Raw genomic sequence first — 13,556 nt, forward strand, 5'->3', positions numbered from 1 at the left:
CTCGTGTTTCTCCTTTTCTGCCGCTGGGGCAACGCCGGGCTACCGGCGAGTCTTGGGGTCGAAGGCGTCGCGGACGGCATCACCGAGCAGGGCCAGCGCCAGTACGAGCGCGGTGATACCGAGGACCGGCAGCCACAGGTAGATCGGATCCGCCTTGAACCAGTTGGTCGCGGTCGCGATCGTCTGGCCCCAGGACGGGACCGGCTCGATCAGACCGACACCGAGGTAGGACAGACCCGCCTCGGCGGTCACGTAGGCCGGCAGTGCGAGCGACGCCGAGATGACGATCGGAGCGACCAGGTTGGGCAGCAGTTCTTTGAACAGGACCTGCCGGGTGGGGACCCCGATCGCCTTCGCGGCGAGCACGAACTCACGCTCGCGCAAGGACAGCACCTCGCCCCGGATGATGCGGGCCAGACCTGCCCAGCCGAAGAACGACAGGACGAAGATCAGGACGAAGAATCGCGTCGACGCCTGCTCCTCCGGCGAGAGGTTGAAGGACCCGCCGCGCATGCTCTCGACGATCGGCACCATGGCGATCGCGAACAGCAGGTACGGCAGGCTCAGCACGAAGTCGACGACCCAGGAGATGATCCGGTCGACCCAGCCGCCGAGAAAGCCGGCCAGCAGGCCCATCACGACGCCGACGACGGTTCCGAACAGCGTCGCGACGAACGCGACGATCAGCGACGGACGCGCGCCGTACACCCAGCGGGCGAAGTTGTCCCGCCCGGTCTTGGGTTCCACGCCGAACCAGTGCTGAGCGTTGGCGACGAAGGTCGGGAAGCCGTACTCGTCGACGAGGTCGGGGTTGAAGGTGCCGATATCGGCACCTTCGAGCTTGGTCAGTAACGGCGCGAAGATCGCGATCAGGATGAAGAAGATCACTATGCACGCGCAGATCACGGCTACCCGATCCTTGCGGAGCCGGTCCACTGCGACCCGAGTCGGGGACTTGCCGTGCGGAACCGCGGAACCCCGAACCGGCTCCGCCGAGGCCGGGTGATCTTCGACCCCTACGGTCGAGTCGGGCGACCCAATACTCATTCGCACTCCGTCAGTTCAGTCGGCCGGATTTCGGTCCGCGGATCCGGCACTTATCGGTGGATAGCGTGCCGACCTTTGCTCGCTTGCGGGCTCGCGTCAAATCCCCTTGACAGGGGATTCCGCCGTAGCCGCGCGCTAGCCTGCCCGACACCGTGACACCAAACCAGCAGTGCTCGGCAGCAGTGCACAAATCGTTACCGGAACCGGTACTCGAACGGAACATTTGCCCCATTTCGTCACCGTTCGCAGTCAATCCTGCGCAAAACGCGTCGGCACAGCACCGACAGTGGCCATTTTGTGCCAATATCTCACGCAATGTAACGAAAAGACACATTCGGTCTCAGTCCGAACTCTTCGTGCGGTGGTGCGCTCAGGCGGGGGTCTCGGGCCCTGGACGACGACAGGCGCACGCATGTCATCGACATGCGTGCGCCTGTTCGGAGCGTCTGTGTCAGGCTCCGCTGCCTCCCAGCCGGCGCCACGTGGCTCGTAGTCCCGATCGCATAGCGCGGCCGTGCTTGCGGACGAACATCACTACGAACAGCACCTGGAGCCCGCCCTCTACCAGAACGACCACGGCACCGTTGAGGAGGACAAGCGCATTGCCGTCGGCGACCCCTCGGCCGATCTCGCCGAAGGAGTCTGCGAACAGGCGCAGCAGGACCGGTGCTCCATATCCCGCGAAAATAGTCAACGACACACCGGAACCGATCAGCATGAACCAGGCGTACAGGCGCACTGGACGCTGCTCCCGTTCCGGCAGCGCCAGCACGGGATCTGCCGACTCATGCGATCGGTCACCCACCAACCGTCCGCGTTTGAAGTGCACGTACGCCCACGCATCGCCGAACAGGTTCTTGCACCGCAGGAGTTCCTGGCAAACGAAGTACACGTCGGTTCGCATGTAGAGGGCGAACTGGGTCGCTATCGAGATGAAGAGGGCGAGGATCAACGATTCAGCCGACCGCGCGACAAAGGTGGGGAGCGCTGTCCAGGTCAGGGTGATCGACAGCACCGCCATGACGCACAGATCGAAGCGCATACCGGCCGTGTAGACGCGGAAGCGGGTACGGCGTGGTGCGCCCCACAGACCCGCGACCTTGGTCTCAGCGACCAACAGGTTCAGCCTGGTTCCCAGGCCGAAGCGGGCATGAACGTTCGAGGCTCTCGCAGCAGCGAGATGGGAGAACTCGTGGCCCGCCACGGTCACCAAGTAGAACAAGGTGCTCCACGCGATGTTGAACCCGTTCCAGCCGGTCACGAAGAACGAGCTGTAGTCAGGCAGCAGATCGCGTCGACGCCAGGCTGCCAGCAGACCGGCGAGCCACAACAGGCCGACGAGCACGGCAGCAGGGCGGGAGAACAAGAAGCGCACATGATGGGCCTGCAGCCACGGCAGACTCGGCGGCTGTGCGCTGTCCGCGTACACATGGCTTCCGATCGACTCGACGTAGCCGAGCCCGACCAGCGAGGTCACGAAGCCTTCGCTGTCGATCGCCTGACCATGCCGCTGCTCGACGCGCAACTCCGCAGCTGGGATCGATCCGGTGAGCTGCAGAGCCTCGATGAAGGTAATCGCCTGGATCGGCAGCTCCACAAAGTCACCGGAGTCGTTACGGCCGACGATCCAGGAACCACCCTCCTCATGGATTGTCAGCGGGCGCATCCGCACTGCCAGATCGGTGCTCTCCGCGGTCATCCTGCGCTGGCTTGGTCGCCACACGCCGGACAGTCCGGCTGTCGCGGCCCTTCGATGAAGTACTGATGGTCGTAGTCGAGGAAGCTGCGATGGATCTGTCGCCCGGCAGTCTGGACCCTCATCCCGGCGAGAAAGTAGATGATTTCCAGCGCCCCGAAATGCCCGCTCATCTGCGCGGTTGGCGCCATCACCGGGTTGAATCCGTCCACCGGGCGGGCATCGAGGAGATCGTCGTCGCCGGCCAGCTCGAGCCGATTTCTCTCGGCCGTCCGCATGCATTCGTAGCATCCGGTCTTGCCCGGCAGGAACATCGAGCACGCCATCATCGGGCCGTTGTACGACGCCATCATCCAGGGAATCCCGAGTTCGACCGCAACCCGATTGGACCAGCGCTGTATACCCTGCGGTCTGTCGATGGCGTGCACGAAGATGTCCGAACCCCGGACCTGGCGCGCGATCTCGTCCTCAGTCTGGATCATCATGTCGGCACCAGTCACCTGCACGTCACTGTTCAGCCGCTTCAGCCGCTCGATCACGACGTCGACCTTGGACCGGCCGATGTCGGGTTCGCTGAACACCGTCTGGCGGTTGAGGTTGGACAGTTCGACGACATCCCCGTCGACGCAGTGGACCTGACCGACACCTGACGCGACGAGGCTGACCGCGACCGCGGAGCCGATACCGCCGACACCGAGAATCGTGACTCGCGCAGCCTTGAGACGTCCTTGCAGCTCGAAACGGCTCTGCCGGGGAGTCGTGTCGAGCCACGACAGCAGGTCGGCGTTCCGCCCGTAGCGCTCGATGTCGCGAGCTGTCAGGTTCTCCGGCAGGCGCCCGGCCGCGTCCTCGATCCAGCCCGAGCTGATCAGCAGCTCGATCACCTGCTCCACGTTGGCGGGGTGCCGTCCGCCGTCGGCAGTGAGTAGGTTCACGATCTCCGCGTGGGTTCGTGTGCCGTCCATCAACTGGCAGCATTGCCAGACCAGACCTGACGCATCCTGGATCTCCGTACCGAGGCCGAACTGGACGCTGCCGATCCAGATCCGTCCGTCCGGACGGAGCAGCGGACGATGCCCGTCCTTGACCCGAGGCTTGTTCATCGCGTGCATGCCGACCCTTTCTCGAAGGAACTCGCTGGCGGGTGCCCACCCGCGAAGGGTGGGCACCCGCGCTACAGCTGGATCAGAACGGACCCTCGACCTCACGGAAGGAGGTCGTCTCGAGCTTGTCCAGCTGCCGGACTTCGATGACCAGCTTGGGAGCCTCCGCAACGGTCGCGGCGGCCTCGGCGGTCGGCTTGTCGTCGTGCATCGAGGTTTCCTTTCGCAGTGGCCCACCTGGTTGTGGGCGCAGCGACAGCCTCGCAAGAACGCCTCATCCGACCGCTATACAGCCACTATTCATCGTCTGTTCGCTGGTCACTGCGCCACCCGCCCCTGGGCATCCGGCGCCGCGGTCGAAGCGCTGAACGGCCAAGTCCGCAGGTCCATCGCGGGGACCTGCGCCGCATGCAGCCGGACCAGGTCTGTCATCCAGTACCGCCCCGATCCGGTCCGGCTGACCAAGCCACTTGCCACCAGTTCCTCGATGATCTGGCGAACTGACGGCTCGTCGATCCGGGCCAGCTCCTCGACGTCCGAGGACTCGAACATCGAGCGCTCCAGCCCGCCCAACCGGCGGTAGAGGCGGAGCGCACGCGCCGACAGGTCGGCCACACATTCGTCCAGAGCGTGCGGCAGAGAAGCACCTGCCTCGGCCAGATGCAGATGACCAAGTCGGCCGGCCGGGTCGGTGAGTTCCTCGAGTAACTTCTGGACCGGGTAGCCGACGTCGACCAGGACCCGAGCCGCGGCGATCCGCAGCGCCAGTGGCCAATCACCACACAACTCGGCCAGCCGCTCGGCTCCACCGGGATCGATGGGATGCCCCACAGCGTGGCCCAGCATCTCGACCGACTCGTTGCGCCGCAGCGGACCGATCTGCACCAGTGGCGCGGACTCGCTGACCACCAGCCCATCGAGCCGGCGACGGCTGACCACGGCGAAACCAGGCTTGGCCGCCGGCAAGAGCAGATCGCGCACCTGAGCCGACGACTCGACATGATCGAGAACCACCAGTGCGGCAGAGTCGGTGAGGGTGGCGGCGTACAGCTCGGAGAGATCGTGTGGATCGGACGGCACCTCAGGTCCAGCCACCTTCAACGCCCGGAGCACGGTCCGGCGAGCCTCGAACACAGCAACTCGACGATCCCAGCGGCGCAGATCCACGGTGATCACACCGTCGGGGAACGAGGGCGCCAACCTGCGCGTCCATTCGGCGACCAGGGCCGTCTTGCCGATACCTGGCAGGCCGCACACCAGGATCGGTGCGTTGCGTGGGCGAGCTCGAACTCGCTCCAGCGCCGCATCCAGTGCCGACAACTCCTCGGCTCGCCCGATGAGCGCACCGACCTGATCCTCCGGCGCTGTCCTGGCTTTGGTTGGTCTCGCCGGCTCCTCGGCCCCATGGTGCTCCACCGGCGCTGTGCCGCCGTCGACGAAGTCCAGGCCTGGGTCGCCCCGCAGGATCGAGGTCTGCAATTGCTGGGTCTCCCTGGACGGCTCGATCCCGTGCTCCTCGACCAGAACTTCACGCAGGTCTCGCAGCACTTCCAGTGCCGCAGCGGCCTGGCCGCTGCGGTACAGCGCCAGCGTCAGAAGCCTGGCCAGCTGCTCTCTGCCGGGATACAACGCACAAAGCGCCGGCAGCTCAGTCGCCAGCTCGTGATGCTTGCCGAGATCGAGCCACAGCTCGGCGAGTTGCTCCTGGGCGAGCAGCCGTTTCTTGTCCAGCTGGGCCCGGCTGCTTTCGGCAAACGGAGCCTTCACTCCAACCATCGCCTGGCCACGCCACAGACCGAGAGCCTCGATCAGCAGCGCCTCCGACTGAGCCGGATCGTTCGCCATGCTCGATCGGGCGTCGATCACCAAGTTTTCAAACCTGGCGAGGTCGAACTCGTCGTCCCGCACCACAACCTTGTAGCCCTCTGGACCCGTGACAATGCGTTCCTGCTCACTGGCCAGTGCCAGAGTCCGCCGGAGCTTCGCGACCATCGTATGAATCTGGGCTCGGGCCGTCTCCGGTGACGTGTCACCCCATAGCGCCGAGATCAGACGATCGATCGTGACATGCTGGTTCGCGTGCAGCAGAAGGTAGCTGAGCATGCCTTGGAGTTGCGGACGAAGAGGCGGCAACACCACGTCCGGGACCACGATCTCGACCGGCCCAAGCATGCGGAACTCCACGGCGGCTACCACATGTAGGGGCTCATGGAGTGCAGAATCTTCAGGAGCGCCGCCCGGACCTCGGACTCGTGGTTCAACCGTAGCGGGGTCTTCTGCCTGCTCGGCCGCACACCGGTCGTCCCGAGGATGTACACCACGCGGAGCGTGTGCACAGCGTTGCTGACCTCGGCCGGGGGTGCACCCGGCGTCCGGTTGGCCCAGTTGTCAGCGACCGCGTCGAGCCAACGAACCGCCGTTTCGTCCGTCAGCTCGTCGCGCGTCAGCGTGAGTGCGATCGCATAGCCGAGCCTGTCGTGCTCGTGGTCCCGCCAGACGGTGTCACCTGGAGCGACGAGTCGCTCGGCAGCGATGGCAAGGACTCGATCCGGAGCCACGCCCGTGCTCCGTCCGAAGGCACCGAGGAGGTCTGCGCCGTGGGCGATCGCGTGCAGCCAGCCGAGCTTCTGGTCATGGCCCCGCAGATCCCGCTCTGCCGGATACCAAGCTGCGAAGGCATCGAACCATGCCGGCCTGAGGCGGCCTTTGGACACGATCGAATCCAGGATCAAAGGCGCGAATGTCCTGACTTGGATCGCGTCGCTGTCGAACCGTTTCGCCATGCAGTCGCCCAAAGCGTCCAGCTGTGTGGCAGAGAGGACGTCACGGTCGATCCACCGTGCCAGCGTCGAGAATGCCAGTTCGTCACGCGTGACGGGATCCTCCGACATCAGCATCTCGGCGAGCTCGTCGACCAAAGCTCCAAGTTCGACATCTTGAGGAACGGCAAAGTCCTTCGCTGTCACTGTACGCCAGTCGACCATATGCGGATTGTAGTCATGGCCGGTGCAGGCAACCCGCGAACTCGCTGTCAGCCCTAGCGCACGTGAACGGTCACGAAGGGCGGTTTGACGACGTCGAAGGTTTCCCCGCGGCCCCGGATGTCGACGGTTACCTGATCGCCTTCTTTCACCGACGCGTCCAGGAGTGCCAACGCAATACCTTTCTTCAGCGTCGGCGAGAACGTTCCGGAAGTCACTTCACCGAGCGCTGTACCGGATTGATCCAGAACCGACATGTGCGGCCGCGGAATACCCCGTCCGGCGGCGCGCAGGCCGCGCAGGATCCGGGCCGGTCCGCGCTCCTTCTCGGCGCGCAGGGCCGCGTCGCCCCAGAAGTGCTCCTTCTTCCAGCCGACGGCCCATCCGGACCGCGCCTGGACCGGCGTGATGCCGGGCGCGATGTCCTGGCCGTGCAGCGGGTAGCCCATCTCGGTCCGCAGTGTGTCCCGCGCGCCCAGTCCGGCCGGGACGATGCCGTACTGCTCGCCGGCCGTCAGCAGCGCGTCGAACACGGCCACCGCGGCGGCGTTCGGTACGACGAGCTCGAAGCCGCGCTCGCCCGTGTAGCCGGTGCGGCACACGACCACCGGCGTACCGCCGAAGTCGGCCGTGGCGAAGGACATGTAGTCGTGACCGGTCGGCAGCCCGATCGCGGACACCACCTCGTCGCTGTTCGCGCCCTGCACGGCGAGGATCGCGTAGTCGTCGTGGACGTTCGTCACCTCGATGCCGTCGGGGGCGTCGGCCTGGAGCAGGCGGACCACCTCGGCGGTGTTGGCCGCGTTCGGGATCAGGAACACGTCGTCGTCGGCGTGCAGGTAGGCGATCAGGTCGTCGACCACTCCCCCGTTCTCGTTGCAGCACAGCGTGTACTGCGCCTGACCCGGCGCGATCTTGCCGAGATCGTTGGTCAGGCACGCGTTCACGTACGCCGCGGCGCCCGGGCCCCTGACCGTCGCCTTGCCGAGATGGCTGACGTCGAAGACGCCGACCGACGTACGGACCGCGGTGTGCTCGGCCACGACGCCGGAATACTCCAGGGGCATCTCCCAGCCGCCGAACTCGGCGAACTTGGCGCCGAGCGCGACGTGGCGCTCGTGCAGTGGCGACTTCTTCAGATCAGGAGACTGGGTCATGGAGGGGAAACTACCCGACGCGTAGCATGCTCAGGCAGCACGCACGTACCGTGACGACCGGCCATCTGCCAGCCGGTCAAGGAGGACTGAGGATTTCGTGACCACCATCACCCTGAGCAAGTCAGATGCCGCCGGCGTCAAGAGCGACGCCGTGGTCATCGGCGTGGTCAAACTCGGCGGCGGCGTCACCCTGCCGGCCGGCACCGAGTCGCTGAACGCCGCGTACGGCGGGAAGCTGGTGGAGGTGCTGTCCGGTCTCGGCGCCACCGGCAAGGCCGGCGAGGTGACGAAGGTGCCCGGGCCGCTGCTCGGCAAGCCGGGCAAGTTCGCGACGCTGATCGCGGTCGGTCTCGGCGCGGCGCCCGACGGCGTGCTGAAGACCGAGGACCTGCGGGCCGCGGCCGGCACCGGTGTGCGGGCGGCGAAGATCTCGCAGTCGGTCGCGTTCGCGCTGCCGGCCCCGGACGCCGAGTGCGTGCGCGCGGTCGCCGAGGGCGCGTTGATGGGTCGCTACGCGTTCACGGCGTACAAGTCGTCGGACGGCGCGAACGACGCGCCCGGCAACCTGACCGTGCTGACCGACCTGGCCCGGAACAAGGACGCCAAGGCCGCCCTCGAGCGCGCCCAGGTGACCGCGGAGGCCGTCGCTCAGGTGCGGGACTGGGTGAACACCCCGCCGTCGGACCTGCACCCGGCCGAGTTCGCGGCCGACGCGGTCAAGCTCGGCAAGGAGTACGGCGTCAAGGTCGAGGTGCTCGACGAGAAGGCCCTCGCCAAGGGCGGGTACGGCGGCATCCTCGGCGTCGGCCAGGGCTCGAGCAACCCGCCCCGGCTGGTCCGGCTGACCTACACGCCGAAGAAGCCCGTCACCCACCTGGCCTTCGTCGGCAAGGGCATCACGTTCGACTCCGGCGGCCTGTCGCTGAAGACGTCGACCGGCATGGTGAGCATGAAGTCCGACATGGCCGGCGCCGCCGCGGTGATCGGCGCGACGCTCGCCATCGCGCGGCTCGGCCTGCCGGTCCAGGTGACGACGTACGCCGCGATGGCCGAGAACATGCCGTCCGGTTCCGCGGCCCGGCCCTCCGACGTACTGACGATGTACGGCGGCAAGACCGTCGAGGTGCTGAACACCGACGCCGAGGGCCGCCTGGTGCTCGGCGACGCACTGGTCCGGGCCTCCGCGGACCAGCCCGACCTGATCATCGACGTGGCCACCCTGACCGGGGCGTGTGTGGTTGCCCTGGGCACCAAGGTGGCGGGCGCGTTCGGGAACACCGACACGGCCCGCGACCGGGTGGTCGACGCGGCGATCGCGGCCGGCGAGTCGATGTGGCCGCTGCCGATCCCGACCGAGATGCTGGACAAGCTGAAGTCGCACTCGAAGGTCGCCGACCTGGCCAACATCACCGGCGAGCCGTGGGGCGGCGCCCTCGCGGCGGCCGCCTTCCTCGGCGACTTCGTTGCTGACGGCATCGACTGGGTGCACCTGGACGTCGCCGGTCCCGCCTTCAACGACGGCGGCCCCTCCGGCTACACGCCCACCGGCGGCACCGGGTACGCCGTCCGCACGCTGGTCGAGCTCGCCGCGTCAGCGAGCTGAGTAGCGAATCCCCGGCGGCCGGCAGGCGTGGTCGCCGGGGACGAACTCCCGCTCGTCTTTCAGGTGTCAGTCCCAGGCCGGGGCGAGCTGCTCGATCGAGTACACGACGCGGCTGGTCAGGCCGCGCGGGTCGGTCAGCTCCACCCGCCACGCGTCGGCGAACTGGTCGACGCCCGCGATCATCGGAATCGTGCCGCTGAGCAGCACGGTGCCCGGGACCAGGCGATCGCCGAGCTCCTTCAGCCAGTACGACGGCGGCAGCAACTGCGCGAGCGTGCCATCCTGGATCAGTTGCTCGGTGTCGCCGTGCCGAACCCACGCCTTCAGAGTGAACCGGTCGAGCTCGTCCTCGATCTCCCTGAGCGGCCACGCGACGTCACCGAGCAGGTCCGGCGCGGATTGCTTGCTCCAGGCAACACCGTGCACCTCGAGCGCCCGGTCGGTGTGATCGCACGCGGCCGTGAGCAGTACGTCGTCCTCGCCGACCACCAGTGCCCACTCCGCCTCACCCGACGTCTTGGCGTGGGCGACCTGCACGACCTCCGGCCTGCCGACGAGTGACGCGGACAGCGGGTACAGCGTCGGGATGCGGCGCGGAGCCGGTACGCCGAGCTCGGCCAGCTCGTCCACGTGATGCTGGACCTGCGCGGTGTCACGGCCGGCGTAGCCCGCGTTCAGCGCATAGCGGACCGTGACCGCCCGCTCACTCCCGTCGGGCAAGGTGAACCGCATCGTCATCAGGTTCCTCCAGATTTTCTCGAATCAGCGCTTGCGTGAACACGTCGTATACAACGAGTATGGGGCATCCCCCCAAGGAGGTCCACCCGATGACCAGCGTCCCGCCCTCTCCCCCCGATCGCCGCGGTCTGCACAAGGCTTTCGCCGCGAGCCTGTCCGGCACCTCGTTGGAGTGGTACGACTTCGCCGTCTACAGCTCCGCCGCCGCCCTCGTCTTCGGCGACCTGTTCTTCCCCGGCAGCGATCCGCTGACCGGGACCCTGCAGGCGTTCGCGACGTACGCCGTCGGGTACGTCGCCCGCCCGCTCGGCGGCATCTTCTTCGGCCGGCTCGGAGACGTGATCGGCCGTAAACGCGTACTGGTCGCCACCCTGCTGCTGATCGGCGTGGCCACCTTCTGCATCGGCCTGCTGCCGACGCACGCCCAAGCCGGTGCCGTCGCACCGACGCTGCTGGTCGTACTCCGCTTCGCGCAGGGTGTGGGTGTGGGCGGCGAGTGGGGTGGAGCCGTGCTGCTCAGCAGTGAGTTCAGCGAGGCCGGTCAACGTGGCTTCTGGGCATCAGCCGCCCAGGTCGGGCCGCCGCTCGGGACGTTGCTGGCGAACGGCGTACTGGCTGTTCTGGCCGGCGCATTGTCCGAGGACGCGTTCCTGAGCTGGGGATGGCGGGTCGCCTTCCTGCTGTCCGCCGTACTGGTCGCCTTCGGTCTGCTGATCCGTTCCAGGCTGGAGGAAACTCCGGTGTTCCGCGAACTGGAGGCGCGGGGCGACCGGCCGACCGCTCCGGTGTCCGAGGTGCTCCGGACGCAGACCCGGCCGCTGATTGCGGCGATCCTGGCTCGGGTGGGGCCGGACGTGCTCTATGCGATGTTCGCGGTCTTCGTTCTCACCTATGCGACCAAGGAGCTGGGCATGAGTCGCGGCGAGGCGGTGACCGCCGTACTAGTGGGTTCTGCGCTGCAGGTCGTGATGATTCCCTGGTCCGGGTGGCTTTCGGACCGGTACGGGCGTCGTACGGTCTACGCGATCGGTGCGGTCGGTGGAGCCGTGTGGAGCGTGGTCTTCTTCGCGATGGCGTCGTCGCTGGCGACCGTGTTGCCCGGTGTGGTGATCGGGCTGGTGTTCCACTCGCTGATGTACGGGCCGCAGGCCGCGTTCGTGTCGGAGCAGTTCACCGCGCGGCTGCGGTACACCGGGAGCTCACTGGCCTACACGTTCGCCGGGGTGATCGGTGGTGCGCTGGCGCCGCTGGCGTTCACGTACTTCCTCGCCAAGGCGGGCACGGGGTACGTCATCGCGGCGTACATCATTGTGGCGTGCTCGATCACCCTCGTCGGCCTTCGCCTCGGCCGGGCCGTGCAGGAGGAGTCCCTTGCCGTCAGCCCTGCATGAGGACCGAGCCGGTGGTGCCGAGATGGCTGAGGATCGCCTTCTCGGCCACGGCCGGGTCGCCGCCGGCCAGGCCGTCGACGATGGCCTGGTGCTCGGCGAGGACGTCCTGCCGGCGGGTGGCGCTGCGCTGCAGGGCGACGACGCCGAGCAGCACGTGCTTGGACCGCAGGTTCTCGTACAGCCGGCCGAGCACGGAGTTGCCGCCGGCCGCGACCAGCAGCGCGTGGAACTGGCTGTCCAGCTCGATGAACGCCTTCGCGTCTCCCTGCGCGACGATCGCCCGCTGCTGCTCGAGGACGCTCGTCATCGCCTCGATCGGGGCCGCGTCGGCCGCAAGAGAAGTCGACGCGGCCCAGCACTCGATCACGCCGCGGGCCTGCATCAGCTCGGCGATCTCGCGGCCGGGCAGTGGCGCGACGAACGCCCCGCGGTGCGGCACGAGCTGGACCAGGTCCTCGGCGGCGAGCATCAGCAACGCCTCGCGGACCGGCGTACGGGAGATGCCGACCTCGGTCGCGACGACCTGCTCGTTGATGAACGTCCCCGACACGGCCGGGTCGCTCAGTACTGTCCCCCGCAGGTATTGATAGGCACGATCACGGCCGGAGTCCCCACTCAATTGCATACTCAATGTATACAGCTTCGGAGGTTCTGATGACAGTCCTGCACGTGGCCGCGGCCCAGATCAGCAGTGGGCCGGACCCGGTCGCCAACCTGGTCGTCGCGACCGACGCGATCCGGCAGGCGGCCGCCGACGGCGCCGAGTTGATCATCCTGCCCGAAGCCACGTCGGCCTGCTTCGGCACCGACCTGGGCGCGATCGCCGAGTCGTTGGACGGACCGTTCGCCACCGGCCTGCGGAAGGTCGCGGCGGACGCCGGGGTCGTGGTGGTCGCCGGCCTGTTCGAGCCGTCCGAGGACGGACGGGTGCACAACACGCTGCTCGTCACGGGACCCGGCGTGGAGGCGTCGTACCGGAAGATCCATCTGTACGACGCTTTCGGGTCGCGCGAGTCCGACACCGTTGCTCCGGGCAAGGAGCTGGTGACCTTCGGCCTGCGGGACGTGACGATCGGGCTGGCGACCTGCTACGACCTGCGGTTCGCCGACCAGTTCACCGCGCTCGGGCGGCTCGGGGCGGAGCTGATCGTCGTACCGGCTTCGTGGGGTGCTGGGCCGGGCAAGGAAGAGCAGTGGGATCTGCTGACGCGGGCTCGCGCCGCGGACGCCCAGGCCTGGTTGCTGGCGTGCGATCAGGCGTATGTACCGCCGGTCGGCACGGATCCGCTGGGAATCGGGCGCAGCAGCCTGACCACTCCCCTGGGTCAGACCCACACCAGGCTCGGCGCCGGCGCTGAGACGTTGCACGCTGTGGTCGACACATCGGTTGTCGCTGCGGTCCGCTCCCGGGTGCCCATCCTCTGAGGCTTACGCGAGGCCGTTCTTCTTCATGCGGGCGTTGTACTCGCGCATCCGCGGCGGGTAGCCGACCACGGCGGCGTCGTACGACGGGATGCCGAGCTTGTTCGCGAAATCGTGCGCCCACTTGACCGACGGGACCCGGCGGCGGGTCCACTCGCCGTCGAGCGCGACCAGCACCATCGTGTACTCCGTCACCGCCGTCCGCGGCTCGACGAATCCCTCGACGCCCTGGCGGGTCTGGGCGAACTCACGCAGGTGCGCCTGGTCGGGAGTGTCCGACCGGCGCATCGTTCCGGCCTTCTGCCGGCGACCGAACCACTTCATGGGAGTAAGTGTCCACTATCTGTGCAAGTCCCGGCCGAAATCCTGGATAACGGTTGCGGCCGGTCCCGGCCTGTGCACCACGACCGGCCCGGGG

13 protein-coding genes are annotated in these 13,556 nt (G+C 67.3%); 3 read left to right on the forward strand and 10 right to left on the reverse strand.

What is annotated here, in order from left to right; all coding sequences use genetic code 11:
* Positions 1-39: 39 nt before the first annotated feature.
* The 7 genes from ACLJOO_RS16375 to gcvT all read right to left on the reverse strand — a co-directional run bounded on the left by ACLJOO_RS16375 (position 40) and on the right by gcvT (position 7,984).
* The gene (locus ACLJOO_RS16375) at positions 40-1,047 is read right to left on the reverse strand and encodes an ABC transporter permease (RefSeq protein ID WP_410788017.1); all 1,008 of its coding nucleotides are present in this window, start codon (positions 1,045-1,047) and stop codon (positions 40-42) included.
* Positions 1,048-1,498: 451 nt separating this feature from the next.
* Positions 1,499-2,746, reverse strand: a complete 1,248-nt coding sequence (locus ACLJOO_RS16380) for a hypothetical protein (RefSeq protein WP_410788018.1) — start codon at positions 2,744-2,746, stop codon at positions 1,499-1,501.
* Positions 2,743-3,846 carry a HesA/MoeB/ThiF family protein gene (locus tag ACLJOO_RS16385; RefSeq protein ID WP_410788019.1) on the reverse strand — a complete coding sequence of 368 codons (1,104 nt, stop codon included), beginning with the start codon at positions 3,844-3,846 and terminating at the stop codon, positions 2,743-2,745. Before ACLJOO_RS16385 ends, ACLJOO_RS16380 begins: the two co-directional genes overlap by 4 nt.
* 82 nt (positions 3,847-3,928) lie before the next feature.
* Entirely contained in the window at positions 3,929-4,057 is a 129-nt protein-coding gene (locus ACLJOO_RS16390; protein ID WP_410788020.1) for a hypothetical protein, read from the reverse strand.
* Positions 4,058-4,164: 107 nt separating this feature from the next.
* Entirely contained in the window at positions 4,165-6,018 is a 1,854-nt protein-coding gene (locus ACLJOO_RS16395; protein ID WP_410788021.1) for a BTAD domain-containing putative transcriptional regulator, read from the reverse strand.
* Between the two features lie 17 nt (positions 6,019-6,035).
* Positions 6,036-6,830, reverse strand: a complete 795-nt coding sequence (locus ACLJOO_RS16400) for a DUF2785 domain-containing protein (RefSeq protein ID WP_410788022.1) — start codon at positions 6,828-6,830, stop codon at positions 6,036-6,038.
* A 53-nt stretch (positions 6,831-6,883) separates the two neighbouring features.
* On the reverse strand, positions 6,884-7,984 hold the full coding sequence (gene gcvT / locus ACLJOO_RS16405) for a glycine cleavage system aminomethyltransferase GcvT (RefSeq protein ID WP_410788023.1): 1,101 nt from the start codon (positions 7,982-7,984) through the stop codon (positions 6,884-6,886).
* Positions 7,985-8,081: 97 nt separating this feature from the next.
* Between gcvT and ACLJOO_RS16410 the strand changes: the two genes are divergently transcribed.
* Entirely contained in the window at positions 8,082-9,587 is a 1,506-nt protein-coding gene (locus ACLJOO_RS16410; protein ID WP_410788024.1) for a leucyl aminopeptidase, read from the forward strand.
* Between the two features lie 66 nt (positions 9,588-9,653).
* Here ACLJOO_RS16410 and ACLJOO_RS16415 read toward each other — a convergent pair whose 3' ends face one another.
* On the reverse strand, positions 9,654-10,325 hold the full coding sequence (locus ACLJOO_RS16415) for a DUF2848 domain-containing protein (protein ID WP_410788025.1): 672 nt from the start codon (positions 10,323-10,325) through the stop codon (positions 9,654-9,656).
* A gap of 89 nt (positions 10,326-10,414) precedes the next feature.
* Between ACLJOO_RS16415 and ACLJOO_RS16420 the strand changes: the two genes are divergently transcribed.
* Positions 10,415-11,716: an MFS transporter gene (locus ACLJOO_RS16420; protein WP_410788026.1), complete on the forward strand. Its 1,302-nt coding sequence runs from the start codon at positions 10,415-10,417 to the stop codon at positions 11,714-11,716.
* On the opposite strand, the gene ACLJOO_RS16425 is transcribed toward ACLJOO_RS16420, so the two are convergent.
* On the reverse strand, positions 11,703-12,341 hold the full coding sequence (locus ACLJOO_RS16425; RefSeq protein WP_410788027.1) for a GntR family transcriptional regulator: 639 nt from the start codon (positions 12,339-12,341) through the stop codon (positions 11,703-11,705). The genes ACLJOO_RS16420 and ACLJOO_RS16425 overlap by 14 nt on opposite strands.
* 29 nt (positions 12,342-12,370) lie before the next feature.
* On the opposite strand from ACLJOO_RS16425, the gene ACLJOO_RS16430 reads away from it, so the two are divergent.
* Positions 12,371-13,141, forward strand: coding sequence for a nitrilase-related carbon-nitrogen hydrolase (locus ACLJOO_RS16430; RefSeq protein WP_410788028.1), 771 nt, complete (start codon positions 12,371-12,373; stop codon positions 13,139-13,141).
* Between the two features lie 3 nt (positions 13,142-13,144).
* On the opposite strand, the gene ACLJOO_RS16435 is transcribed toward ACLJOO_RS16430, so the two are convergent.
* Positions 13,145-13,462, reverse strand: coding sequence for a hypothetical protein (locus tag ACLJOO_RS16435; RefSeq protein WP_131342419.1), 318 nt, complete (start codon positions 13,460-13,462; stop codon positions 13,145-13,147).
* Positions 13,463-13,556: the final 94 nt, after the last annotated feature.

The sequence above is a fragment of the Kribbella sp. C-35 genome (assembly GCF_046549195.1).
GTDB lineage: Bacteria > Actinomycetota > Actinomycetes > Propionibacteriales > Kribbellaceae > Kribbella.